Origin of the sequence: Yersinia sp. Marseille-Q3913 (genome assembly GCF_963892745.1) — a bacterium.
Classification (GTDB): domain Bacteria; phylum Pseudomonadota; class Gammaproteobacteria; order Enterobacterales; family Enterobacteriaceae; genus Yersinia; species Yersinia bercovieri.
On sequence record NZ_CAWQAF010000095.1, the window covers coordinates 115,956 to 142,564 of the forward strand.

Consider the following 26,609-nt stretch of genomic DNA (forward strand, 5'->3'; position numbering starts at 1 on the left):
AAAGGGGAAGTGCCGTGACAGCAGGTTTCCCCTTCGTTTCATTTTAGGGCGTGACGAAAATCATTAAATCTCTTCGGCGTAAGCCAACACAAAATCTTCCGCTTCTTTCGACCACAACCCATCTGTTTTGCGCAAAATAGCCTGTAACTCCTGCAATAGCGGCAATGTTTGCGGTTGGCTCATTAATTCACTCAATGAGGTTAGCGGTATATTTTTAGCGGTATAAACCAATTTTTTGCCACCGATAATTTTCGGTAAATTCAGTGTGGTTTCCGCTGCATCATTTAGCCCCAAAATATGGGAAACCACTTTCCCTGCATTGACTCTCTTCGCTTCAATTAATTTCACCGCTTCACGCATATCGTCGGTATTACCGCCAGAGGTGCCGACATAATGGGTAAACGAATAATGAATATCGTAGAAATTAACCGATGCCATAAAATTCTTATCCTGCGGGCCAGCAAAGAAATTAAAGCAGCCATCGGGAGCGAGCAAGCTAGATGCCAGTGTGACTAATTCGGCTGAAGGCACGAAAACAAAAATATCGTCATAACCTTCGCCCTGGGTCAGGGCCATTAGACGTTCGAATTGATCGTCGGTTTGTTGGGTATTGAGATAGTGCACCTGAGTCTGTGGCTCGCTCGGATAGAGGCGGGCGGCATAATCCAATTTTTGCTGGTGGCGGTCAGTAATAACCAATAATTTCGGATTCACCGGGCCATGCAGAGCATAATCAATGGCCAATAATCCCATTGGGCCGGTGCCGCCAAGGATCAGCACATTGCCGCCGGGCTTGATACCCATTTTATGTTGATAAGTGCCGGGAACCAGATGGTAATTGGCATTAAATGCGCCGATAACACAGGAGAGTGGCTCGACTAACGAACCTTCGAAATAGCTCTCACCTTCATAGGGCAGCAAGCAATCTTGCTCCATCACCTCATTGGGGATCACCACATGGGTAGCTTCACCGCCGATATAAGGGAAAGAGTAACCGGGGCAGTCAGGGCGGTCGGGTAGTTGCAAATTAGCCTGAATAACATAGCGGCTGCCGGGTTTGAATTTATGCTGCCACTTCTTGCCCACTTGTAAAATATTGCCGCAAAACTCATGGCCGATAATAATCGGGTTTTCCGCCACATTATCCGGCACCTTTTTATGGTCAGCGCCTAAATTGGCCTCTTTCCACGAAGAGAGACAAATACTGTCGGTCACGACAGTGGCCAGAATTTCATCTTCACCTATTTCCGGTAAGGTGAAGCTCTCCAGACGCAGGTCATTTTTGCCATATAAACGTAACGCTTTCGTTTTCATGTGGAACCACCTCAATGATAATTAATTATAAAAACAGCAGTGCGAATAAAAAAACTCCCCGGCATTAATTAGGAAAGAATGCCAAGCCATGAGCCTACAATTCCGAGGCCAAACAGGGAGAAAATAAGCCAGATAGGGTTAATTTTGCGCTTGAGTAAACGCATCATTAACAGGGTTAACGCCAGCGCCAGCAGGCCGGGGCAGAGCTGATCCAGAATGTTCTGCACGGTCATGGTGACGGTGGTGCCGTCATGTCCCGGTGTTTTCGAAATCACCAGTGGCACATTGATACTGGTCCATTTGGTGACCAATACCCCCATGATAAACAGGCCCAGAATGGATGCGCCTTCGGTCAGTTTTTGCAGCAGGTTGCCGCCAAGATCTTTTACGATATTGACCCCTTTGACGAAGCCATATTGCAATCCAAACCACTTCAGGGCTAGACGGACCGAGTTGAACGACAGGAAGAACAGAATCGGCCCCAAGACATTGCCATTCAGTGCCAGCGAAGCCCCCAAAGCTGCAGTGATTGGGCGTAAAGTTCCCCAAATCAGCGGGTCGCCGACACCGGCCAGTGGCCCCATCAGCCCCACTTTCAGACTATTGATCGCGCCCTCATCAATGTCGGCACCATTGGCGCGTGCCTCTTCCATCGCGGCAGTTACGCCGATCACCGGGCCGCAGACGGCAGGTGTGGTGTTGAAAAACACTAAATGACGTTTTAAGGCGGCAATCTGATCTTCTTTCAGCGGATACAAGCGCTTAATGGCGGGCACCATGTCGTAGCAGAAGCCCAGACCATGGATGCGCTCATAGTTAAAAGAGGCCTGCTGCAAGTTGCTGCGCAAGAACATTTTAAACAGATCAGAGCGGGTTAGTTTTTTGCTTGGTGTGCTCATTTCGGCGTCTCCTAGTCTTCTAATTCATCAAGTTTGGCGTGATTGGCTTGGGCTACGGGAGCCGCCGGTTTCTGATAAAGCGGATTTAACTGGATGTACAGCAAAGCAATAATCAGGCCGATACCACCGAACGCGAGCAGGCTGAAACCGAGGTAGCCGCCGACAATAAAACCGAGGAAAAAGAAGGGCATCAGGTATTTTACACCCATCATATTGAGCACCATGGCGTAACCGACCACCACGATAAATCCACCGGCGATTTGTAACCCATGGGTCACCACGGTGGGAATGGCACTTAACATATGGCTGACGGTCTCGGCGCTGACAAAAATCGAGACGATCAGCACTGGTATCGCGACCCGCAGCGCCTGGACGAGCAGGGCCGAGACATGCATCAAGTCAATCATCGCAAAATTGGCTTTCTCTGCCGCCCGGTCCGCCGCATGTTGGAAAACCACGGTGATGGTGCGGGCAAATACGGTGAGCACCTGACCCGCCGCCGCCACTGGCAGGGCGATGGCTATCCCGGTGGCAATGTTTTGATGGCCGACGATCACCAGAATGGTTGAAATAATGCTGGCTAGCGCGGAGTCGGGGGATTGTGCGGCGCCCACGTTCATCCAGCCAAGGGCGATTAATTCCAAGGTACCGCCGAGGATCACGCCGGTGGTCATATCACCGAGGATCAGGCCGGTAATGGTACAGGCGATTAATGGCCGATGAGTTTGGAATTCATCCAGCACACTGCCGATGCCAGCAACACAGGCGAAAATAAAGATTAAGATTATCTGTACTAAGCTTATTTCCATGGTGGACCCCTTTCGGCAATATGCTTCTATTTCCCCATGGTTGAGATAGCCGTGGGGTATCATTAAATAGTTTCATTGCCCAGGTTAAGTAATAGGATTTAAATGTTTAATAAGGCATAAATGATTATTTTTCTCTTATGTTTATTCGTGTTATTTGGACTCCAGTTCGCGTAATTTTTTAATCACATCCACCTGTGGATCGGAGGCGACTACCCGCAAATCTAAGTGAACGCCACGTTCACCTAATGCATAAAAGGCATTAATATCATCCTGATCAACTGAGACGGCTTTGGTTAATTGCCTTTTCCCCTGCTTAAAGGCCATACCACCAATATTAATGACATCAATTTTTACACCTTGATCCACTAACCGCAAAACATCGGTAGGATTAGTGAATAGATAAAAAACGGTATCATTGAGATAATTGGGGTTGTGATAAACTGCAATGGCCTTTTCGATATTAACCACATTTACTTTGATGCCCGGCGGTGCTGCCTGTTTTAATAATGTTTTCCTAATTTCATCGTTATAGACTTCATCACTACAGATAATAATGCGCCCGGCTTTGGCCTCTTTTGCCCATACTGTGGTGACCTGACCATGAATCAGCCGGTCGTCAATTCTTGCCAAATTGATTTTCATATAAAGTCAGCCTCTTCTTCTGCAATATTCTGCTGGTGGCGGAATGACTGTACGCATTGCGCACCGATCTCCAGTAAATAATCTGTCAGCTCTTCTGCCGCCATTGTGTGCTGGTTATCGGCAATCTCCAGCGCCAGTGGCAGTGATAACCCACTGATAACTTGAATATGGCTTTCACCAAATGCCAAACGCGCGGCGGCGTTATAAGGGCTGCCACCTTGTAAATCGACGGCAATCAGCCAAGGGGCATTTTCATTATTTGCCATGACAGCCTGCATTTTCTTGACTAAGTCTTCGGCATTCTCACCACGATTAAATAACAACGGGGTAATATGCTGTGTTTCGCCATAGACCATATTGACGGAGTTCAGCATTGAAACGGCCAAATCACCATGAGCGCAAAAAATGACATTCACCATCCTACTCTCCCCGCATCACATATTTAGAATTAAGAAAATGGTTCATCAGAATCCCTTACCTACTTTTATTTTATTTACATTCAGGATTTTATTTGCATCCGGAATTTTATTCATATTCGGAAATTTTATTAATACTCAGCCACACGCTCTAAGCCGCGAGTTGCAGAGTTTTTATATAATTTTTGAGGTTGCTTAATTCATGGAAATAAACCTCCCCAATAGATATTTACCGAACTGTTATTTATGCCGTTAGCTTGAGTATCTCCTCGGCGGTCTCTTTCGTCGTCACCAGGCTGTTAATATACTTCCCTTTAATTGCTCCAATAATCCCACTGATCTTTTCATGAGAGTGAGCAATGCCAATGGAGTAGCGCGCTTTCTTAATTTTGTCTAATTCAATGGTAATGGTTTTATCCGAAATATAAGTTTCAACCGGATTACCCTGTAAGTCATAAAAGCGCGAACAGATATCCCCCGCGACCTGTCGATCATTAAAATGGTCAATAACATCACTGCCGTAAAAAGCCCGCCAGGTCGAGTTACCGGAAATATTCGGTGAACCAATGCCGAATATTGCGATATCCAGCCGCTGCCAATAATCAGCAATAGCCTGATAATGCTGCGACTGCACAATGCCGTCGCGGATAACACTTTTCTCCAGAATTGCCGGGAAATCGATCAGCAGAGATTCGCCTTTTAACTTCATGGCCGCACTGTAAACCAGCGTATTCACATGAAAACGGCTCTCTAATTTACCCGAAGGGCCACCGACCATCGGGATGCAGGTTAATTGGCGTGAGACTGGCGAGGTATCCATCTGCTCAACCAGTGTGGCAATGGCACTGCCCCAAGAGAACCCCAGAATATCGCCATTTTCAATAATTCGGTTCAGCAGTGCACCGCAATGTTTTGCCATTAATATAAGTTGATGTTCTGGCGATTGATCCTCTTCTGAGGAGACCACAATCGCCTCACGTAATTTAAAGCGCGATTTCAACTGCTGTTCCAGCAACAAATTCTCGTTATAGTTGTAGTTGATTGAAATAGTCACGATGCCTTGTTCGCGCACTCTCTTTAGCATCCGGCTGATACTGGTGCGGTAAATCCCCAGCGCCCGCGCTATCTCAGCTTGCGTGAAATCTTGCTCATAATACATTTGTGCAATTTTCACCATCAGGCGTAGATCATCGCTCTTTTCCATTTCAGCCTCTTGCACATTTGTGCAAATGTCATTAGGTTATCTATGAGTTGATATAATCACTTTCCTTTTTTTAAGTCAAAAGCATGAAATAGCGAATCATGCAGAGATCTCGCCATATTAATCCAAGACAAAGACTTTAATAAATCGTAGATATTGCACAGATGTGCCTAATCACTTAATGGATTGATTTATATTAAATAAATAGAAAAGTGTTTTTTGTGTTGGCTGATATTATTCCGGACAAATTTTCGATTGTGATCACATTTTTATTTTGCGTGACATGATGGGGTTTGCACATCTGTGCAAATAATGGCATTGCAGAGTCAACCACTAGCGATATTTATCTGAGGCTGGCGCATGGCGACCAGATCTTTACGACGCATCATATTGGTTGGATAAGGAACTGCCCTGGGGGAAATAATTAACCCCAGTGAAACCACTGGGGCTGAATGGTTATCTTAACCGCAGCGATTACATTTTGATGCCTGAATCTGCTGGAAGAAGTCATTACCTTTATCATCAACCAAAATAAAGGCGGGGAACTCTTCTACTTCAATCTTCCAGATGGCTTCCATACCCAGTTCAGGATATTCCACACATTCCAGACTCTTAATACTGTTTTGCGCCAATACCGCTGCCGGGCCGCCGATACTGCCCAGATAGAAGCCGCCATGTTTATGGCAGGCGTCGGTAACCTGTTGGCTGCGGTTACCTTTTGCTAGCATGATCATGCTACCACCGTGGGATTGCAGCAGGTCCACATAGGAGTCCATACGGCCCGCTGTGGTTGGCCCAAGTGATCCCGAAGCATAACCTTCCGGTGTTTTCGCCGGGCCGGCGTAGTAGATCGGATGATCTTTAATGTATTGCGGCAAGTCTTCGCCATTATCCAGCCGCTCTTTTAATTTGGCATGGGCAATGTCACGACCAACAATAATAGTGCCGCTCAGTGACAGGCGGGTTGAGACCGGATACTGCGACAGCTCTTTTAATATTTCTGGCATCGGGCGGTTAAGGTCGATTTTAACTACTTTACCTTCGTTGCTCTGGCGCAGATGTTCTGGGATATATTTCCCCGGATTTTGCTCCAGTTTTTCCAGCCAGATGCCCTTGCGGTTAATCTTGCCTTTGATATTACGGTCGGCAGAGCAAGAGACCCCCATCCCGACTGGGCAGGATGCACCGTGGCGAGGAAGGCGCACTACGCGCACGTCGTGGGCAAAGTATTTGCCGCCAAATTGCGCACCCAGACCCAAGTCTTGGGCGGCTTCCAGCAGCTCTTGCTCCAGCGCGATATCACGGAAAGCTTGCCCGTGCTCATTCCCTTGTGTCGGCAGGCCATCATAATATTTGGTTGAGGCCAGCTTGACGGTTTTGAGGGTGCTTTCAGCGGAGGTGCCGCCGATAACAAAGGCGATATGGTATGGTGGGCAAGCTGCTGTACCCAAGGTGCGCATTTTCTCAACCAGAAACTCTTTCAACTTGCCCGGTGAGAGCAGTGCCTTGGTCTCCTGATACAGATAGGTTTTGTTCGCCGAACCGCCGCCTTTGGTGACGAACAGGAACTTATAATCCTCCCCTTCGGTGCTGTAGAGGTCGATCTGCGCTGGCAGGTTGGTGCCAGTGTTCACTTCCTTATACATATCCAGCGCTGCGTTTTGCGAGTAGCGCAGGTTATCTTCGATAAAGGTGTTGTACACGCCACGAGATAGCGCTTCGGCATCATTGCCGCCAGTCCAGACGCGCTGGCCTTTTTTCCCCACGATAATCGCGGTGCCGGTATCCTGACAGGTCGGTAAAATCCCTTTGGCGGAGATTTCGGAGTTGCGCAGGAATTGTAGGGCTACGTATTTATCGTTTTCGCTGGCTTCTGGGTCATCCAAAATTGCGGCGACCTGTTTTTGGTGAGCGGGGCGAAGTAAGAAGGAGGCGTCGTGGAAAGCATGTTGGGCGAGGAGGGTCAGGGCTTCTGGCTCGACTTTCAGCATGTCGTGACCTTCAAACTGTGTAACCGAGACGTGATTATTACTGACAAGGTAATACTCAGTATCATCTTCCGTTAGCGGGAAGGGATCCTGATAGTGGAACGGTTTGTTTGACATATTTTTCTCACATTCAACATCAGTTAGCGAAAGCGTTCGATAACAGAAACAATCGTTAGCAGAACCAAGCCGATATATTTTTAACTATGACTTTGGTCATGATCCTACTATAGATGGTGATGGTGATGCGATGGCTCCACCCTCTTTATAAAGGGTGGATCTCATTTTCCGCACTTATCGATGGCACTGACAGCATCACAGTGGGAAACTGGCCGACCGCCATGATATATCGCTGCAATAAGCCCTCAATGCAGCACAAGTTGCGGTGAGTTACTCGGCATCCACATTCGAGATAACTTGTTCCACATCTTCCAGCGAGCCGATTTTCACTTCCCCAGTCCGGCACATTTTACTCTTATCAATCAACAAAATGGATTGTGTGGCGCGCTTAAGCAGCATGGTTTTGAATTCGGCGTTAAAGGGGTTCGAGTCCCACAAAATGCCATCAGTATCCATGCCCTCACACTGATCCATTGGCAAGATGAATTACAGGTAACATCGGCTGTGGTTGAGTTATATCGCTAGCACGACAAAAAAACAGTAATAAGGTTGCGTGAGCCAAGGGGTGACCCCGATCAGGGGCACTCCGGCCGCTCACGCACTGAAGATCTTATGGTCTGTCACTGTGGTCATAACAGCGTGTTTTCCCCAAGCTTAGCTCTATCTACCGCTCGCCCCCCTATATCCTCTTTTGTCGCGCTACTCCGGCGTTCCATTTCTCATGCATATCGACCAATTTGTGACCGGCTTCTACTTTCCTTGCTCTCATATTGGACAAGCCGATAGGGGTTTGTATTATTAGATTGAATATAAATTTAATAGTGAATATATATTCAATGCGGAGAAAAATAATGAAAAATACCCTACTGAAATCCTGTCTTACCGCAGCATTGATCTCCATGGCGGGTGTTGCTGGTGCCGCCAGTAACGGCTTGATCGCCATCATCACCCCCTCCCACGACAACCCCTTTTTTAAAGCCGAGGCAGAAGGTGCTAAAGCCAAAGCGACGGAGTTGGGATACACCGTACTGGTGGCCTCTCATGATGACGATGTGAACAAACAGAACCAACTGCTGGAGACCGCCATCGCCCGTAAAGCCAAGGCGATCATTCTGGATAACGCCGGCTCTGATGCCACTATCGGGCCATTGAAAAAAGCCAAAGCCGCTGGGATCCCGACCTTCCTGATTGATCGTGAAATCAATGAAACCGGCATTGCCGTCTCGCAAATCGTCTCCAATAACTACCAAGGCGCACAGCTGGGCGCAGAGAAATTTGTCACCTTGATGGGCGGCAAAGGTAAATATGTTGAGTTGCTAGGCCGTGAATCTGATACCAACGCCCATGTTCGTTCACAGGGCTATCACGACGTGATCGACGAACATAGCGACATGAAGATGGTCGCCCAACAGACTGCAAACTGGAGCCAGACTGAAGCTTTCAACCGTATGGAGTCCATTTTGCAGGCTAACCCAGATATCACTGGGGTTATTTCCGGTAACGACACCATGGCATTAGGCGCTGAAGCCGCATTAAAAGCCGCAGGCCGCAATGATGTCGTGGTGGTTGGATTTGACGGCAGCGACTATGTTCGCGACTCCATCATCAACAAAGGCAATATCAAAGCCACTGTACTTCAACCAGGTTGGGCACAAGCCCAGATGGCGGTGGTGCAGGCGGATAAATACCTGAAAACCGGTTCTACCGGGCAGGAAGAAAAGCAGCTGATGGACTGCGTATTGATTGATGAAAACAATGCCAAAAACCTGAATGTCTTTGCGCTGAAAGAGTAGCCCTTTGAGCAGATTTGCTAAAACGCGCGATTAAAAGGCAATGAGGGGCGTAACAGCCCCTCCTGACAGGAGGCAGTATGTGGTTCAGTGCTCTATCGAAAGCAGGCGGTTTGTTGGTGATCAGCGCGCTGCTGGTGGCTTGCACCGTGGTGGATTTGGATGAAAACGGCAAACCTATTCTGCCCGTCGATCCCAATGCGGTAGTCAGTGACTATAACCAACCATCGGACAAAGTCGCCTCCACCATTTGGGTGAGCAAAGTGATGCCGTTCGCCAACAGCAATGCGCTCAGTTGGCAGCAAGTGAAACAGCAGCAAAGTCAGCCAGCAACAGGGAAAAATAGCCGCAGTTATTTTGTCCGCTTCAGCGGCAAAGTGGTGGCGGTAGAAACAGAAGGGCGGGAAGGGGCGATTAAATTGGCGGTCGATGGCGATGAGCAAGTGCTGCAATTGGGGCCAATCGTCAAAGGCAATGCCATTCGTGATGCATCAACCTTTATCCGCTTCGAAGATTTTAAAAATCAAGTGCAATACGCCCAGCTCTCTAAGGCGCTCAGTAAACGTGCTTTACAGGATGTGACAAAACCCGATACCAGTTGGGTCGGCCAGCCAGTCGAAGTCTTGATGGCGGTGACACTCACCGCTACCGGTTTCAGTAATGCGGTGCCGCTCAGCTTAAATAAGGAGAGCCACTAATGGACCACAGACCTGACACCGTCATGCGTGCTGAGGACATTTCGATGCGTTTTCCCGGCACATTGGCGCTAGATGCCGTCAGTTATAACGTTTATCGCGGCAAAGTGAATGTGATCATCGGTGAGAATGGTGCGGGTAAATCGACGCTGATGAAGATCCTGGCCGGCGTACAGCAACAGACGTCTGGGCAGATCTATCTGAACGGGCAGTCGGTGACGATTGCCAATACTCGCGAGGCAGCAGCGCTGGGTATTGGCATGGTGCATCAGGAGTTGAATTTATCGGAGAACCTCAACGTCGCGGAGAACATCTTTCTGGGGCGTGAGATCCAGCAAGGTTTGAAACCGATTAATCAGGCTGCACAGGAGTTGATCGCCGAACAATTGATGGTGCGTCTGGATCAGGCTATCTCGCCGAAAGAGATGGTATCCAACCTGAAAGTGGGCCAGCAGCAATTGATTGAGATTGCCAAGGCGCTGGCTGAGCAGGCGGATATCTTGATTCTGGATGAGCCGACCTCGGCGCTGAGTAAAACCGAAGTCGATATTCTGTTCCGGGTGATCCGCGAGCTGACGCGGCAGGGAGTCTCTATCGTCTACATCTCCCATCGGTTGGAGGAGTTGATGGCGATTGGCGACTACATCACCATCTTACGTGACGGTCGTTTTCAGGCCGAAGCGGCGGTCAAAGATATTGATGTGCCGTGGATTGTGCGCGAAATGCTGGGCAGTGACCCGGTATCCAGCTTCCTCCATCCGGACCGGACTTTCGGCGCGCCAATGATGGAAGTGGATAACGTCACTTTAATCAATGAATCCGGCAACACCGTGGTGAACCAAGTCTCACTGCAAGTGCGGGCGGGGGAAATTGTCGGCATTTACGGTTTGATGGGGGCGGGGCGCACCGAACTGTTTGAGTGTCTGCTGGGCACGCAACAGAACTACCTCGGCACCATCCGGCTCAATGGCACGGCGATCAGTGGCAAAACCTCTACCGCAGAACGCATCCGCCTGGGCATGAGTTTAGTGCCGGAAGATCGTAAAAAAACCGGTATTTTCCCGGTGTCATCGGTGGCGAATAACCTGACTATCTCCAGCTTATGGCGTCGGCTAAAACATCGTTTTGCTATCTGGCAGGAGAGTGAATCGCAGGTGGTGGCGACGGTGATTGGCGACCTGTCGATCAAAGTCTCTTCGCCGCAGGTGGAGATCCAGGCACTCAGTGGTGGCAATCAGCAAAAAGTGGTGATTGGTCGCTCGTTACTTACCAGCCCGAACATTTTGCTGCTGGATGAGCCGACACGGGGTATTGATGTCGGCGCAAAAGCAGATGTGTTTGAAATGATGGTGAAACTCTCTGAGCAGGGGATCGGCATTCTGTTTTCCACCTCAGATCTGAAAGAGATCATGGCGGTATCTGACCGCATTCTGGTGATGTCGAACGGCAAACTGACCGCGAACGTCTCTCGTCAGTCGGCCAATGAATCGGCATTGGTTACGGCAAGCGCACAAGGGTTTGAATGATGAAAGCAACAACTGGCACTGCGTTGGCGAGTCACCAGCCCGGTGGAGCGTCCTGGTCACGGGAAAATATGCTGCTGCTTCTGCTCAAGATGCGCACCTTTATTGCCCTGTTCCTGATTCTGGGTTTCTTCTCCGTGATGGTTCCGGGATTTTTGGCGACCGGTAGCTTGATCATTATGGTGAAGCACATTGCAATCAATGCCTTCCTCGCCTTGGGCATCACCTTTGTCATTATCACCGCCGGTATCGACCTCTCCATCGGTGCAACTTTGGGCCTGTGCGGCATGATTGCTGGCTGGATGATCACCCAAGGTATTGTTTTACCGATGTTTGGTATTGCCATCTTCCCCAGTGTTTGGGTCGTTGTTCCGGTGGTATTGGTTATTGGTGCACTGATAGGTGCGGTCAATGGCTGGATCATCACCCGCTATAACGTCGCGCCATTTATCTGCACCCTCGGCACCATGTATGTGGTACGCGGTGCGGCGATGTTGATTTCCGGCGGCGAAACCTTCCCTGGTTTACAAGGGAACCCGCAACTGGGGAATACCGGCTTTGACCTACTGGGTTCCGGCACGCTACTGGGGTTGCCGATTGCCATCTGGATTATGTTTATTCTGGCGTTAGTGATTGCTTATGTGGCACGTCGCCTGCCTTTTGGCCGCCATGTTTATGCCATTGGTGATAACGAACGGGCCGCAGAGCTCTCCGGTGTCAAAGTTCGGCAGGTCAAAGTCTGGGTCTACACCATCTCTGGTTTCTGTGCCGCCATTGCCGGGATCATCGTCTCTGCTCAACTGGTGGCGAGCCATCCAGCGAATGGCAGTGGCTTTGAGATGAATGCCATCGCCGCTGTGGTATTGGGCGGAACCTCTCTGGCCGGGGGCCGGGGCACCATTCTTGGGACATTAATTGGCGCATTTGTTATCGGTATTTTGGCTGACGGGCTGGTGATGATGGGGGTCAGTGAATTCTGGCAAATGGTCATCAAAGGCATCGTGATTATTGTGGCGGTTATTATCGACCAAATGCAAAACCGGATGCAGCACAAAGCGGCGATAGTCTCGCAAAAATCTAGCGTGGTGCCGCAAGTGGGGAAAGGCGAGCAGCTAAAAAGCGAATAGTCAGAAATCGAATAGCTAGAAGATGAATAGATATAGCGTGAATAGATAGAAGCACCTATCACCGGTCGATGGGCGATATCACGACCTGTTGGGCCACAGAACACTGAAGATGTCATGCCGGAGGGCGTTTTCCGGACAGGCTTGATGAAAGCTATTTTTTAGCATCATCAGGAATAAATATTCGGCAATGAGTAAAAATTCATTGACGGATAAAAATTAAAGAGAGGTAACGTCATGAATCCGTATTCATTGTCAGTCGATGAGCTGGTGAAAAAGGCGCGCGCTATCCGCCGCCGGATAGTCCTGCTTAATGCGAACAGCCCCGCAGGGGGGCATACCGGTGCTGATCTTTCGCAGGTAGAGATTCTGACCGCACTCTATTTTCGCCTCCTTAATTGTGCACCAGATCGCACCACTGATCCTGAGCGCGATATCTATGTGCAATCTAAAGGTCACGCGGTGGGCGGTTATTACTGCTGCCTGGCCGAGGCCGGCTATTTTCCCGAAGCCTGGTTGGCGACCTATCAACATGCAAACTCCCATCTACCGGGCCATCCGGTAAAACACAAAACGCCGGGTATTGAGCTAAATACCGGTGCCTTGGGCCATGGCCTACCGGTCGCGGTGGGGATTGCGCTGGCGGCAAAACGCGCTAACAGCAAACGTCGGGTCTTTGTCCTGACTGGTGATGGTGAACTGGCGGAGGGGAGCAACTGGGAGGCCGCGCTAGTGGCTGCTCACTATCAATTAGATAACCTGATAATCATTAACGATAAAAATAAACTCCAGCTGGCAGGAACCACTAAATCAATCATGAACACTGATCCTCTGGCGGATAAGTGGCAGGCATTTGGTCTGCAAGTCACTGAGTGTCGTGGTAATGATATGCAATCGGTGGTGGAAACACTGGAAGGACTGCAACAAAACGGCAAACCCAATGTGGTGATTGCTAACACCGAAAAAGGGGCCGGAATATCCTTTATTCAAGGGCGTGTGGAGTGGCACCACCGGGTGCCAAAAGGTGCTGAAATTGATCTGGCACTGGAGGAATTAAATGATGAGTAACGCAGAACATTTGGCTTCAGTGATGGTTGAGCAGTTTATTAAAGCGGTGGATAACGGCGTGGATTTGGTGCCGGTAGTGGCTGACTCCACCTCGACGGCCAAAATCGGGCCGTTTATGAACCGATTTCCTGATCGGGTGGTGAATGTCGGTATTGCCGAGCAGGCGATGGTCGGCACGGCGGTGGGTCTATCCATGGGCGGCAAAGTGGCGGTGACTTGTAATGCCGCGCCATTCCTGATTTCGCGCTCCAACGAGCAGCTCAAAATCGATGTTTGCTACAACAACAGCAACGTAAAACTGTTTGGCCTCAATTCAGGTGCCAGCTATGGGCCGCTGGCCAGTACCCACCACTGTATCGACGATATCTCCATTTTGCGCGGCTTTGGCAATATCGAGATCTATGCGCCCTCAGACCCACAAGAGTGCCGCCAGATAATCGATTATGCCCTGGCGCATATTGGGCCGGTCTATATCCGTCTCGATGGTAAATCTTTGCCGCAGCTGCATGATGAACACTACCAATTTGTCCCCGGCCAGATTGATGTTTTACAGCAAGGGCAGGATATTGCTCTGGTAGCGATGGGTTCTACAGTGCATGAGGCTATGAGCGCGGCAGCAGTGCTGGCAGATAACAAGGTTTCTGCTGCGGTGGTCAATGTTTCTTCGATTCGTCCGTGTGATACTCAGCAACTGTTAGCCATCCTCAAAAACAGCCAGCGGGTAATTACCATCGAAGAACACAATATTAATGGCGGTGTGGGCAGTCTGGTGGCTGAAGTGCTGGCTGAAGCGGGTTGTGCTATTCCGCTGGTCAGACTCGGTATTCCCGATGGCGGTTATGCGATTGCTGCCGATAGAGCAGAGATGCGTGCCTATCATGGCTTTGATACGGCAGGCATTGTGGCTCGTGCTCTGCGGTTTTGCCGAGGAGAGTAACTATGCTAACGCCAAGCAGGCCGGCGGTGTCGACGCCGATTATTTTGGCTATTGATGAAGGCACCACCAATGCTAAAGCTATTGCGGTGGATATGGCAGGACAGATTGTGGCTAAGTCCTCGCAGCCATTACAGCTGGATCACCCAAAGCCCGGCTGGGCGGAACAAGATCCGCTAGCAATCTGGCAGGCGGTTTCTCTGGCGATTGAAGGCTGCCTGAGGCAATTGGCTGGCGCGCGCGTTGCGGGTGTTGCTATCAGCAACCAGCGCGAATCGGTGCTGATTTGGGAACGAGCAACCGGCAACCCACTGACGCAAGTGGTTAGTTGGCAGTGTCGGCGGTCTGAGGCTTTCTGCCAGACCCTGAGCCAGTTGCCGGAAGCGGCCATGATTGCAGAACGTACCGGATTGCAGATTGATCCCCTGTTCCCCGCCGCCAAAGTCCACGGCCTGTTAGCGGACATTCCACAAGGCGTTGAACGGGCGGCTCACGGCGAGTTGTGTGTCGGCACTATTGATTGTTGGTTAAGCTGGCAACTCACTGGCGGCCAAAGCTTCTCTACCGATTTCTCCAATGCGGCGCGCACTCAGCTGTTTAATATCCATTCGGGGCAGTGGGATCCTGACCTGCTGGCGCTATTTGGTATCCCTAGTCTCTGTCTACCGGCGGTCTTACCCTCAGCGGCTATCCACGGGCATACCAGCCATACCGGCATTATCGGCCTGCCGCCGGGGGTGCCGATTGTGGCGCAAATTGGTGATTCACATGCCGCGCTCTATGGGCAGGGCGGTGACCGCGCCGGTGAAATCAAAGCCACCTACGGCACCGGCTCCTCTCTAATGACTACTGTGAAACAGGCCGTGACACAGAGCAATGGCTTGAGCACCACTATTGCCTGGCATGACGGCGAATTACGTTACGCCCTCGAAGGCAATATCACCCATACCGGCTCAGGTGTGGCGTGGGTTTCGCGCATGTTGGGCATCACCGATTTCACTCGCCTGACCGAAATGGCGCAGAGCCAACCGGGTAACCAGGGGGTCTATTTCGTTCCCGCACTCTCCGGATTAGGCGCACCTTACTGGGACAGTCAGGCGCGGGGGCTGTTTTGCGGTCTGACCGATGCGACGACACCGGCAGTACTGGCTCGCGCAGGATTGGAATCGATCGCTTACCAAATCGCGGATGTCTTTTTTGCCATGGAGCGGGCGGGTGATCATCGCCTTGAACGACTACGGGTGGATGGTGGCGCGACCAGCAATCACTGGCTGATGCAATTTCAAGCGGACTTGTTGCAGCGCACTTTGATCCGCAATCACACCGCAGAAGTGTCGGCGTTGGGGGCGGCTTATTTAGGCGGGAAAACCCTTGGCTGGTGGCAGGATAGCCAGCAACTCGCGGCGCTACCCCGTGAAGTGGAATACATCGAACCGCGCGCTCAAAGTGCGGAGATGCAAGATAACTATCGCCTCTGGCAAACGGCCATCGCGCGTGCGCGTTTTCAGCCGAAATAACCCACACTAGGAGTAAGCATATGTCAGCAATACCTCGTAAGTTAACTTTCGCGGTGATTATCGGCAACCGGGGTTTCTTCCCAAGCTATCTGGTCGCCGACGCGCGCCGTGATGCACAGGCGCTGTTCGATAGATTGGGCATCAACATCATTATGCTCAATGAAGAGCAAACGCCCCTGGGTGGGGTAGAGAACTGGCGTGATGCCAAAGTGTGTGCCGAGTTGTTCCGTAAACACAGCGAAGAGATCCACGGTGTAGTCGTTATTCTGCCCAATTTTGGCGATGAAAAAAGTGTTTCCGATGCTATCCGCCTGTCGGGCCTGAAAGTGCCGGTACTGGTGCAGGCCGAGGAAGATGCGCTGGACAAAATGGGGCTGGCGACCCGCCGTGACAGCTTCTGCGGTAAAATCTCGCTGTGTAATAATCTGCGTCAATATGGCATTCCGTTCACTTTGACCAAACAGCATGTGTGTAGCCTCAACAGCGAAATATTTAGCCATGACGTAGAGCAATTTGTGCAATTGTGCCGCGTGGTTCACGCCATGAAACGGGTGCGTGTGGGGGCTATTGGTGCTCGCCCGACTAACTTTAATACTGTGCGCTACAGTGAAAAATTATTAGAGAATTTGGGGGTTACGGTTGAAACCCTCGATTTATCTGAGGTGTTCTTCCGCGTCGCTAACCTCAGTGATAACGATATCCGCGTGGGCGAAAAACTGGCGTTATTAAAAGCCAATGGCGACACCAGCGCTATCCCGCAAGATAAGCTGCATAAAATGGCGAAGCTATTTGTGGTTATCAGTGAATGGATCATCGCCAATGATATTGATACCACCGCCATGCAGTGCTGGACCTCGCTGCAACAGAATCTGGGGATCAACGTCTGCTCCATTATGAGTGTGATGTCGGGGCAACTGATGCCAAGCGCCTGTGAAGTGGATGTGATGGGGGCGCTATCGATGTACGCGCTGGCCAGTTGTTCGCTGGCACCCGCATCTATCGCCGACTGGAATAACAACTTTGGCGCTGAACGCGATAAATGCGTACTGTTCCATTGCGGTAACTTTGCTAGCGAAAGTCTGGAAAGCTCAACAATGGGTACTGCGGATATTATCGGGACAACCGTTGGCTGTGAGAATACATGTGGTGCCGTCCATGGCCGCATGAAGTCTGGGCCATTAACCTATTTTCGTCTCTCTTCCGATGATTTTACCGGGCAAGTGCGGGCGTACGTGGGAGAAGGCCGCTCCGTCAGTGATGAGTTGGATACCGTTGGCTGCCGCGCGGTGGTGGAGGTTCCGCAACTGGAAAGTTTACTCACGCATATCTGTAACAACGGTTTTGAACACCATGTGGCGATGAACCATTCAGCCACAGCTCAAGTGCTGCAAGAAGCATTCAGTAAATATCTGGGTGTTGATTGCTACTGGCATGCGAAGTAGAGGTATCTCAACCCACCAACATTCGAAGTTTGAGTCATTCCGCACCCGAGAGGGTGCGGCTATTGAGGTAATTACAGCAGTCTCTCGGCGGTTAAACGGTCGGTAATCAAGACATCAATATAGTTACCGGTCAGTGCACCGCGAATAGCGGCACTTTTTCCGACGCCACCCGCCAGTGCCACTACCCGTGGGCAAGCACGTAATTGTGGCAGTGACATGCCAATTACCGGATCTTCTTCATCACTGAGTACGGCGTTTCCAGCGGCATCAAAATAGTGCAGACACAGATCGCCTACAGCACCACGTTCTGCCAGCAACTTCAGCATCTCTTCATGGTAATAGTTGCCGGAGTTTTTCAATAATTGCGATGGCTCCAAATCACCAACTCCCACTAATGCCAAATCAACTTCAGCAAATTTATTCACCACATCAGCGACTTCACCGCTGGATATCAAACGGGCGCGATCTTCAGTGGATCGCTCAATACTTTGTGCTGGCAACAAGTAGGCCGGGCAATTCAAAATATTCGCCAAAGCTTGAGTTAACAATGTGGCTTGCACGTTACCGTTGGGGCCGACACCACCCAACAGCTGAATAACACCGCTGGTTTTGATGTTCAGCGGATGGAGATTATCCACCATCGCACGGATAGTGCTACTCCATGAGGAGATACCGACCATATCATTTGGGCGAATACTGGTTTGCATATAGTGAGCAGCAGCAGAGCCGATAGCCTGCTTTAACTGGGCTGGGCTGGCGTCATCTGCAACGTCAACCACGATGGCCTGGTCGATACCATAGTGTTTTTGAATCCGTGATTCGATGCCAATAAACATATTGGCGGGCTGGATAACGCTGATTTTAACCACCCCCTCCTTGACGCAACGGGTTATCGCACGGGACACAAATGACTGAGACAAATGCAGGCTGTCAGCAATCTCAGATTGCTTCATACCCTCGGTGTAATACAGCGTGGCTATTTTCACCAACAACCGTTGCTCATCTTGTCTCGACATGGTTCCATCCCGCTAAATACCTGAGTTGGTATTTTTATTCAAAGCCGAATAAATAACAAGCAGTACCGAATTCTCACGTTTTTACATTTATAACTATTATTTTTGTATCTATGACCATTAAGGCTCTACATCGACCAATACCGGATAATGGCGATGGCCGTTATCCGCATTATGGCTCGGGTTCCTGCTCTTTATGCGCAGTGGCGACTTCGGGTTGATCAGGCGGTGGCATGATGTCGTGAATCATCTGTTCATCAAAGCTGGGGTTTAACGCAGGAGATAGCGGCGAACTCACCAGGCTATCGGGTATCGCCATATGTGGCAGCGGTGCATCATTAACAAATTCGTCTTGATCCTGCTTAACGGTTCTGCTGAGTGCTATCAAACCCAAACCACAGAGCGAGAAAAACGCATACAGAATATTACCACCCAGTGGCGCAATCAGCGCACCCACGGCAAGTGGCCCGATACTGGCACCAACACCAAATGACATCAGTAAACAGGCAGCCAGTGACACTCGTCGCTCGGGGGCAATCAGGTCATTCGCCAACGCAACCACGAGTGGATAAAGGGTGAACTGCAACATACTGACGATAAAGCCTAAAACCAGTAAGAAATGGAATGAAATATGGGGCACCAGTGCCAGTGGCAGGGCCGTTAATGCCAGTAATAAGGCGTTAATTCTGATCAATAGCGTGCGGTTATAGCGATCTGACAACCAACTGAGTGGCAACTGTGCCACTAAACCGGCAAAAATAGATAATGCCATAAACAGCCCGGTCTCTTGCGTTGATAGCGATTGCAGACTGGCATAGACCGGCGCTAGCCCATAAAACGAACCGACAATCATACCAATGACCAAGGTTGATGCCAGTATCTTGGGGATCGAGTGGATAAAGAATTTTAGCTCCATAGGGGCCGGAGACATCTGCTGGGCGTTACTGCGTGTGGTTAGTGCAACAGGGACCAGGCAGAGGGCAAAAAATAGCGCGATAATCATGAGAGTGCTCAAACCTAGCTCAGGTTGGAACATTAGCACTACTTGGCCTAACGCCATACCGGCATAGGTCGCAGCCATATAAAAGCCAAATACCGTGCCGCGCTGATTAGACTCAGCCTGATCATTCAGCCAGCTTTCCAGAACCATGAACTGGCACATCATGCAGAGGCCGATAATCAAACGTAAAACTACCCATGCGGGGATATATTCAGTTAGCCCATGACTTAACACGGCGGCAGTGATAATACCGGCACAAGCCACATAAGCACGAATATGCCCTACGCGGGCAATCAGGAAGTGGCCGACCTTACCGCCGATAACCAAACCAATATAGTTGGCAGCAATGATTGCCCCGATTAATGCCCCTGATACATGGATGGCGGTCAAACGCAGCGAGATATAGGTGGTCAGTAAACCAGAGCCAAGTAACATCAAAACGGTTGCGCTATAAAGCGGGAAGAAGGCGTTAAGAATTTTTTTCACTGTCACGTCCTTTGTTCATCATCCCGGAAAAATGGCCGGCACCACAGATGTCGCCAACTGGATCTCTTTGTTTCGATACTAACAGCTGAGTCTCTGAGGTAAAGCTTTGTACGGGAAAGTGCTTTTTTTCATTTCACCTTGCGAACTGTTTCGCATAACTGACAGCTGTTGTCGATTCGAGCCAAAGAAGTGCTACTATCGGCGGAGAAAATTGAATGACTGTGGGGGCAACAATGAGCGAGAAACAATTACGTCAGCTCAGTATTGCGGTCGGTAGTAAATTGAAAGCGCATGGTGCCTGGGTGACTTGTGCTGAATCCTGTACTGGTGGCTGGGTTGCCAAAGCACTGACAGATATCGCAGGCAGTTCCGCGTACTTTGACCGTGGTTTCGTGACATACAGCAATGCGGCAAAACATGATTTACTGGGCGTCGATGAAACCACATTGGCAAATTATGGTGCGGTAAGTGAGGCCGTGGTGCGAGATATGGCGCTTGGGGCTCTGGGGGCGGCCAACGCCGACTTTGCGATCGCTATCAGCGGTATTGCAGGGCCTGATGGTGGTAGCGCGGATAAGCCGGTTGGAACTGTGTGGTTCGCTTTTGCGGCGCGCGAAGGGCGAGTCGTGGCGCACAAGCAGCTTTTCTCCGGCGATCGTGACACCGTGAGGCTGCAAGCGGCTGTTTTCGCACTACAAACACTATTCGATGATTTTCTGTAAAAATAGGCTTGATACTGTATGATTGTACAGTATAATTAGCGGTAATTTCCTGTACAAAACAACATTCAGTGGTGATGGTAGGGGTAACCCCGGCATACCAGAGAGGGAGTAAAAATGGCTATTGATGAGAATAAACAAAAGGCGTTAGCAGCAGCACTGGGCCAAATTGAAAAACAGTTCGGCAAAGGCTCTATCATGCGTCTTGGCGAAGACCGCTCAATGGATGTTGAAACCATCTCTACCGGTTCACTTTCTCTTGATATCGCATTGGGGGCTGGTGGCCTGCCAATGGGGCGTATTGTTGAGATTTATGGTCCTGAATCATCAGGTAAAACAACACTAACGTTACAGGTTATTGCTGCCGCACAGCGTGAAGGCAAGACCTGTGCATTTATTGATGCAGAGCATGCGCTTGACCCAATTTATGCCAAGAAATTAGGTGTAGATATTGATAACTTGCTGTGTTCTCAGCCAGATACGGGCGAGCAGGCTCTGGAAATCTGTGATGCGTTAACCCGCTCCGGTGCTGTTGACGTAATCATTGTTGACTCCGTGGCAGCATTGACACCAAAAGCTGAAATTGAAGGCGAAATTGGTGACTCTCATATGGGCCTCGCGGCGCGAATGATGAGCCAGGCTATGCGTAAACTGGCTGGTAACCTGAAAAACGCTAATACCTTACTGATCTTCATTAACCAGATCCGTATGAAAATCGGCGTGATGTTCGGTAACCCTGAAACCACCACCGGTGGTAATGCGCTTAAATTTTACGCGTCTGTACGTTTGGATATCCGTCGTATTGGTGCAGTAAAAGATGGTGACGTGGTTGTTGGTAGCGAGACTCGCGTTAAAGTCGTTAAAAACAAAATTGCCGCGCCATTTAAGCAAGCTGAGTTCCAGATTCTGTACGGCGAGGGCATTAACATTAACGGCGAACTGGTTGATTTGGGTGTTAAACACAAACTGATCGAGAAAGCTGGCGCATGGTATAGCTATAACGGTGACAAGATTGGTCAGGGTAAAGCGAATGCCAGCAACTACTTAAAAGAAAACCCAGCCGTTGCTGCTGAGTTGGATAAAAAACTGCGTGAAATGCTGCTCAATGGCGGTAATGGTGAGCAACCAGTAGCAACCGCAACCGTTGCCGACGAAACTGATGAAACCAGCGAAGAATTTTAATTCGTAGATTTAACCGTCAATAGTGTTAGCACGTTAATTAGTTAGCAAATGGCCCTGAGAGTGGGCCATTTTAATAGATAGCGGTTCGTATGCAGCCTTCCATTATTTATACCCATATCCAACGTTATTGGAGATGCGGCACACGCGAGAATGAATCCCGTTGAGCTGAGCTGACATCAGTCAGTAATGCGAGGCCGTGAGAGCCGCTAACACAGCTGCCACTTCAAGTAAGAAGGGTATTACCCAAAGTAATTGGAGTGACAGCAAGGCAGCAAACGAATGAATCCCGATGAGCTGACATCAGTCAGTGATTCGGGGGAGAAAGAGCCGCTAACACAGCTACCACTTCAAGTAATAAGGGTATTACCCAAAGTAATTGGAGTGACAGCAAGGCAGCAAACGAATGAATCCCCGATGAGCTGACATCAGTCAGTGATTCGGGGGAGAAAGAGCCGCTAACACAGCTGCCACTTCAAGTAAGAAGGGTATATGAATGACCTGCTAAGTCGCGCCATGAGACTGCTCTCCCAGCGTGATCATAGCGAATCTGAACTGCGCCGGAAACTTGCGGCGCAGCCATTTTCGGCCAAAGGAAATTGGGGAAAGCGCACTAATAGTGAGGGTGACAAAACCACTGACGATATCGATCCAAAAGTTATCGATCAGGTGATTGCGTATTGTTACCAACATGATTGGCTGGACGATTCCCGGTTTGCTACCAGCTATATAAATAGCCGCAGTCGCAAAGGATATGGCGCACAACGTATCCGCTCAGAATTGATGCAAAAAGGTGTCGATAAAGAGAGAATTCAAGCGGCATTCGAAATCAGTGAAATCGACTGGTGTATCCTCGCAAAAGAGGTTGCACAGCGTAAATTTAGTGAAGTTTTTCCTGTTGAATGGAAGGAAAAGGCCAAAATTCAGCGTTATCTCCTCTATCGTGGCTTCTTCCAAGAAGAAATTCAGTCGATTTACAATGATTTTTCCGAATGAATGCACGCGGGATTTTACTTCCCCTCGAAGAAAATTTATCTTATTCCCACTTTTTGCTCGTGAGCTTACCCAGTGTGTTACCAGTTATAGGTATGCGATATGCTCACGGGCTATTCTTTTAGCTTGTTTTCGGGACAATTATGAGTAAGAGCACCGCTGAGATTCGCCAAGCGTTTCTCGATTTCTTCCATAGCAAGGGACATCAGGTTGTATCAAGCAGCTCTTTGGTCCCTAATAACGATCCTACGCTGCTGTTTACCAATGCCGGGATGAACCAGTTTAAGGACGTATTCTTAGGTTTGGATAAGCGGGCTTATTCCCGTGCGACGACCTCTCAGCGCTGTGTGCGAGCGGGTGGTAAGCATAATGACCTTGAAAACGTAGGCTACACTGCACGTCATCATACCTTCTTTGAAATGTTGGGTAACTTCAGCTTTGGTGATTACTTCAAACATGACGCTATCAGCTTCGCATGGGAATTATTAACCAGCGAACAGTGGTTCAATTTACCTAAAGAAAAGCTTTGGGTAACTGTTTATGAGACTGACGACGAAGCCTATGAGATCTGGGCTAACGACGTTGGTATCCCTCATGAACGTATCATCCGTATTGGTGATAACAAAGGCGGTGCCTTTGCCTCAGATAACTTTTGGCAAATGGGTGATACCGGCCCTTGTGGCCCGTGTACAGAGATTTTCTTTGATCATGGTGATCATATCTGGGGTGGCCCTCCAGGCTCGGCAGAAGAAGACGGCGACCGCTATATTGAGATCTGGAATATCGTCTTCATGCAGTTTAACCGACAGTCTGATGGCACAATGTTGCCACTGCCTAAGCCGTCAGTTGATACTGGTATGGGGCTTGAGCGTATTGCAGCGGTACTGCAGCACGTTAACTCTAACTACGAGATTGACCTGTTCCGTGATTTGATTACTGCGGTGGCTGATGTCACGGGTGCTACGGATCTTTCAAGTAAGTCACTGCGTGTTATCGCGGACCATATCCGTTCTTGTGCCTTCCTGATCTCTGATGGTGTGATCCCATCAAATGAAAACCGTGGCTATGTTTTACGCCGTATCATTCGTCGTGCAATTCGTCATGGCAATATGTTGGGAGCTAAAGATACCTTCTTCTATAAATTGGTTGCTCCGCTGATCGCCGTAATGGGCTCCGCCGCTGATGAATTGAAACAGCAACAGGCCATGGTTGAGCAAGTTCTGAAAACCGAAGAAGAGCAGTTTGCACGGACATTAGAGCGCGGTTTAGCACTGCTGGATGAGGAGCTCAACAAACTGACTGGTGACACTCTCGACGGGGAAACCGCCTTCCGCTTGTATGATACCTACGGCTTCCCGGTTGATTTAACTGCGGATGTTTGCCGTGAGCGCAATCTTAAAGTAGATGAAGCTGGCTTTGAGCAAGCAATGGAAGCTCAGCGCCGCCGCGCCCGTGAATCCAGTGGTTTTGGCGCAGACTATAACAGCTTAATCCGTGTTGATAGCGCGAGCCAGTTCTCCGGTTATGACCATATTCATCAGCAAGCAACAGTTACCGCGCTATTCCATAATGGCGAGGCCGTTGATGAAATACATGAAGGTGAAGAAGCAGTTGTCGTACTGAATCAAACGCCATTCTACGGTGAATCTGGCGGGCAGGTTGGCGATACAGGTGAGCTGAAAAATGCGACAGCAACTTTTGTTGTCGCTGATACTCAGAAATATGGTCAGGCTATCGGGCATCTGGGGAAATTAACTCATGGCACGTTACGGGTTAACCACAGTATTGATGCTCAGGTTGATGCCATACGACGTGACCGTATTCGTCTGAACCACTCTGCAACTCATTTACTGCATGCTGCATTGCGTAAAACGTTGGGCGAGCATGTGGCGCAGAAAGGCTCCCTGGTGAATGACAAATATCTGCGTTTCGATTTTTCGCATTTTGAAGCAATGAAGCCAGAGCAAATTCGCTTAGTAGAAGATTTAGTTAACGAGCAGATTCGTCGTAACTTGCCAATTCAGACTGAAGTGATGGAACTGGATGCAGCGAAAGAAAAAGGTGCCATGGCTCTGTTTGGCGAGAAATATGACGACCAAGTGCGCGTTTTGAGCATGGGTGATTTCTCAACCGAACTGTGTGGTGGTATCCACGCTAGCCGTACTGGTGATATTGGTTTGTTCCGCATATTGTCAGAGTCAGGCACTGCAGCGGGTATTCGCCGTATTGAAGCAGTGACAGGCGAGGGCGCGATTGCACTGTTGCATCAGCAAAGTGACTTGCTTCAGGATGTTGCTCACCTGGTGAAGGCTGATACCCATAATCTGGCAGATAAAGTCCGTGTGGTGCTCGATCGCAGCAAAATGCTTGAACGTGAACTCCAGCAGCTAAAAGATCAGCAGGCAGCTCAGGAGAGTGCCTCCTTGTCATCCAGTGCAAAACTGGTCAATGGCGTGAAACTTTTAGTTAGCCAGTTGGATAATGTTGAGCCAAAAATGTTGCGTACCATGGTTGATGATCTTAAGAATCAACTGGGTTCGGCCATTATTGTGCTGGCAACGACAGCAGATGATAAGGTCAGCCTGATTGTTGGCGTAACTAAAGATCTTACGGGTAAAGTAAAAGCGGGTGAGCTAATCGCTGATATTGCCCAACAGGTTGGCGGTAAAGGTGGTGGACGCCCTGATATGGCTCAAGCAGGCGGTACTGATGTGCAGGCATTGCCATCGGCATTAGCAAGCGTAGAGACATGGGTAGCATCTCGGCTATAAACAAGTAATGATCTATTAAATCAATACGTCATATCTCTGTGTTGGATATGGCGTTTTTCAATTTTCCTGTCATAGTTCGATAACAAAGTTAAACGCAAAGTTGTTTGCTTCAGCTAAACTTGTTTTAGGTATTAGTTAAAGACTCGACCAAGCTACTTACATTTTATGTGAATGTGATGGCTTACGTTTTCACGGTGTATGATGGATAATGGCGGGGAAACAGAGAGACCCGACTCTTTTAATTTTTCAAGGAGCAAAGAATGCTTATTCTGACTCGTCGAGTTGGTGAAACACTCATGATTGGCGATGAGGTTACGGTTACGGTATTAGGAGTTAAAGGCAACCAGGTTCGAATTGGTGTAAATGCTCCGAAAGAGGTTTCTGTTCACCGTGAAGAAATCTACCAGCGCATCCAAGCAGAAAAGTCTCAACCGACGACTTACTGATTTTGAAGCAGCGTCTCGTGTCACACGAGGCGCTACTGCTACTGCTGTTCATTACCCCTATTATGCCACTTTATTCCCTTTTTGCGTTTTCTCCTCAGTTCTCACTCCTGTTTTCGGCCTATTTAACGAGCTATCGGAATAATTTCTTTTTTGTCCCCATGCCGGTTACGTATCAACAAGCACTATCTTGCCTGTTGATAAAACACTCTTTTCGACGTCAAACTAGTCATGTTGCGTGTGAATTGTGCAAATGAACGCGAGTTGGGAAAAATTGTTTGACTTATAAGTGCGGGAAAGTAATATGTGCGCCACGCAGTGCCGATGAGCTTCTTCAAAAGCAAGTTAGGCACAATTCGAAAGAAGCGTATGGTGAGGTGGCCGAGAGGCTGAAGGCGCTCCCCTGCTAAGGGAGTATACGGTCAAAAGCTGTATCGAGGGTTCGAATCCCTCCCTCACCGCCATTTACTATGCACCCATAGCTCAGCTGGATAGAGTACTCGGCTACGAACCGAGCGGTCGGAAG

Annotated in this window: 22 protein-coding genes, 1 tRNA gene and 1 pseudogene; 14 read left to right on the forward strand and 10 right to left on the reverse strand. The window is 49.4% G+C overall.

Features of this window, described 5'->3' with window-relative positions; all coding sequences use genetic code 11:
* Window positions 1-63: 63 nt before the first annotated feature.
* The 8 genes and pseudogenes from AACW11_RS20560 to AACW11_RS20595 form a co-directional block, all read right to left on the reverse strand.
* On the reverse strand, window positions 64-1,314 hold the full coding sequence (locus AACW11_RS20560; protein WP_212585376.1) for a zinc-binding dehydrogenase: 1,251 nt from the start codon (window positions 1,312-1,314) through the stop codon (window positions 64-66).
* A gap of 68 nt (window positions 1,315-1,382) precedes the next feature.
* Window positions 1,383-2,213 carry a PTS system mannose/fructose/sorbose family transporter subunit IID gene (locus AACW11_RS20565; protein ID WP_212585377.1) on the reverse strand — a complete coding sequence of 277 codons (831 nt, stop codon included), beginning with the start codon at window positions 2,211-2,213 and terminating at the stop codon, window positions 1,383-1,385.
* A gap of 11 nt (window positions 2,214-2,224) precedes the next feature.
* Complete coding sequence (locus AACW11_RS20570) at window positions 2,225-3,022, reverse strand: PTS mannose/fructose/sorbose transporter subunit IIC (protein WP_212585378.1); 798 nt, start codon at window positions 3,020-3,022, stop codon at window positions 2,225-2,227.
* A gap of 150 nt (window positions 3,023-3,172) precedes the next feature.
* A complete protein-coding gene (locus AACW11_RS20575) occupies window positions 3,173-3,664 on the reverse strand; it encodes a mannose/fructose/sorbose PTS transporter subunit IIB (protein ID WP_212585379.1) in 492 nt (163 codons plus the stop codon).
* Entirely contained in the window at window positions 3,661-4,083 is a 423-nt protein-coding gene (locus AACW11_RS20580; protein ID WP_212585380.1) for a mannose/fructose/sorbose PTS transporter subunit IIA, read from the reverse strand. The genes AACW11_RS20575 and AACW11_RS20580 overlap by 4 nt, the downstream gene beginning before the upstream one ends.
* A gap of 241 nt (window positions 4,084-4,324) precedes the next feature.
* Window positions 4,325-5,284, reverse strand: coding sequence for a sugar-binding transcriptional regulator (locus AACW11_RS20585; protein WP_212585381.1), 960 nt, complete (start codon window positions 5,282-5,284; stop codon window positions 4,325-4,327).
* A 458-nt stretch (window positions 5,285-5,742) separates the two neighbouring features.
* Window positions 5,743-7,386 (reverse strand): class I fumarate hydratase FumA, encoded by a 1,644-nt coding sequence (gene fumA, locus AACW11_RS20590; RefSeq protein WP_212585382.1) that lies wholly within the window; start codon window positions 7,384-7,386, stop codon window positions 5,743-5,745.
* A gap of 270 nt (window positions 7,387-7,656) precedes the next feature.
* Window positions 7,657-7,851 (reverse strand): annotated as a pseudogene (locus AACW11_RS20595) (L-fucose operon activator); the annotation flags it as partial.
* Between the two features lie 386 nt (window positions 7,852-8,237).
* On the opposite strand from AACW11_RS20595, the gene AACW11_RS20600 reads away from it, so the two are divergent.
* The 8 genes from AACW11_RS20600 (at window position 8,238) to AACW11_RS20635 (ending at window position 17,479) form a co-directional block, all read left to right on the forward strand.
* Window positions 8,238-9,179: a D-ribose ABC transporter substrate-binding protein gene (locus AACW11_RS20600; RefSeq protein WP_212585383.1), complete on the forward strand. Its 942-nt coding sequence runs from the start codon at window positions 8,238-8,240 to the stop codon at window positions 9,177-9,179.
* Between the two features lie 77 nt (window positions 9,180-9,256).
* Window positions 9,257-9,874: a DUF2291 family protein gene (locus AACW11_RS20605; protein ID WP_212585384.1), complete on the forward strand. Its 618-nt coding sequence runs from the start codon at window positions 9,257-9,259 to the stop codon at window positions 9,872-9,874.
* The gene (locus AACW11_RS20610) at window positions 9,874-11,397 is read left to right on the forward strand and encodes a sugar ABC transporter ATP-binding protein (protein WP_212585385.1); all 1,524 of its coding nucleotides are present in this window, start codon (window positions 9,874-9,876) and stop codon (window positions 11,395-11,397) included. The genes AACW11_RS20605 and AACW11_RS20610 overlap by 1 nt, the downstream gene beginning before the upstream one ends.
* Entirely contained in the window at window positions 11,397-12,521 is a 1,125-nt protein-coding gene (locus tag AACW11_RS20615; RefSeq protein WP_445285837.1) for an ABC transporter permease, read from the forward strand. Before AACW11_RS20610 ends, AACW11_RS20615 begins: the two co-directional genes overlap by 1 nt.
* A gap of 234 nt (window positions 12,522-12,755) precedes the next feature.
* On the forward strand, window positions 12,756-13,586 hold the full coding sequence (locus AACW11_RS20620; RefSeq protein ID WP_005274004.1) for a transketolase: 831 nt from the start codon (window positions 12,756-12,758) through the stop codon (window positions 13,584-13,586).
* The gene (locus AACW11_RS20625; protein WP_212585417.1) at window positions 13,579-14,523 is read left to right on the forward strand and encodes a transketolase family protein; all 945 of its coding nucleotides are present in this window, start codon (window positions 13,579-13,581) and stop codon (window positions 14,521-14,523) included. Before AACW11_RS20620 ends, AACW11_RS20625 begins: the two co-directional genes overlap by 8 nt.
* Before the next feature lie 26 nt (window positions 14,524-14,549).
* Complete coding sequence (locus AACW11_RS20630; RefSeq protein ID WP_212585418.1) at window positions 14,550-16,037, forward strand: FGGY family carbohydrate kinase; 1,488 nt, start codon at window positions 14,550-14,552, stop codon at window positions 16,035-16,037.
* 20 nt (window positions 16,038-16,057) lie between these two features.
* Entirely contained in the window at window positions 16,058-17,479 is a 1,422-nt protein-coding gene (locus AACW11_RS20635) for an L-fucose/L-arabinose isomerase family protein (protein WP_212585387.1), read from the forward strand.
* 71 nt (window positions 17,480-17,550) lie between these two features.
* Here AACW11_RS20635 and AACW11_RS20640 read toward each other — a convergent pair whose 3' ends face one another.
* Complete coding sequence (locus AACW11_RS20640; protein ID WP_212585388.1) at window positions 17,551-18,495, reverse strand: sugar-binding transcriptional regulator; 945 nt, start codon at window positions 18,493-18,495, stop codon at window positions 17,551-17,553.
* Window positions 18,496-18,664: 169 nt separating this feature from the next.
* Entirely contained in the window at window positions 18,665-19,978 is a 1,314-nt protein-coding gene (locus AACW11_RS20645; RefSeq protein ID WP_212585389.1) for an MFS transporter, read from the reverse strand.
* A 233-nt stretch (window positions 19,979-20,211) separates the two neighbouring features.
* On the opposite strand from AACW11_RS20645, the gene pncC reads away from it, so the two are divergent.
* The 6 genes from pncC to AACW11_RS20675 all read left to right on the forward strand — a co-directional run bounded on the left by pncC (window position 20,212) and on the right by AACW11_RS20675 (window position 26,547).
* Window positions 20,212-20,700 carry a nicotinamide-nucleotide amidase gene (gene pncC, locus AACW11_RS20650; RefSeq protein ID WP_212585390.1) on the forward strand — a complete coding sequence of 163 codons (489 nt, stop codon included), beginning with the start codon at window positions 20,212-20,214 and terminating at the stop codon, window positions 20,698-20,700.
* Between the two features lie 114 nt (window positions 20,701-20,814).
* Window positions 20,815-21,879, forward strand: coding sequence for a recombinase RecA (recA, locus tag AACW11_RS20655; protein WP_212585391.1), 1,065 nt, complete (start codon window positions 20,815-20,817; stop codon window positions 21,877-21,879).
* A gap of 489 nt (window positions 21,880-22,368) precedes the next feature.
* Window positions 22,369-22,872: a recombination regulator RecX gene (gene recX / locus AACW11_RS20660; protein WP_212585392.1), complete on the forward strand. Its 504-nt coding sequence runs from the start codon at window positions 22,369-22,371 to the stop codon at window positions 22,870-22,872.
* A gap of 140 nt (window positions 22,873-23,012) precedes the next feature.
* Window positions 23,013-25,640: an alanine--tRNA ligase gene (gene alaS, locus AACW11_RS20665; protein ID WP_212585393.1), complete on the forward strand. Its 2,628-nt coding sequence runs from the start codon at window positions 23,013-23,015 to the stop codon at window positions 25,638-25,640.
* A 260-nt stretch (window positions 25,641-25,900) separates the two neighbouring features.
* Complete coding sequence (gene csrA, locus AACW11_RS20670) at window positions 25,901-26,086, forward strand: carbon storage regulator CsrA (RefSeq protein WP_002209449.1); 186 nt, start codon at window positions 25,901-25,903, stop codon at window positions 26,084-26,086.
* Between the two features lie 368 nt (window positions 26,087-26,454).
* Window positions 26,455-26,547, forward strand: a tRNA-Ser gene (locus tag AACW11_RS20675).
* Window positions 26,548-26,609: the final 62 nt, after the last annotated feature.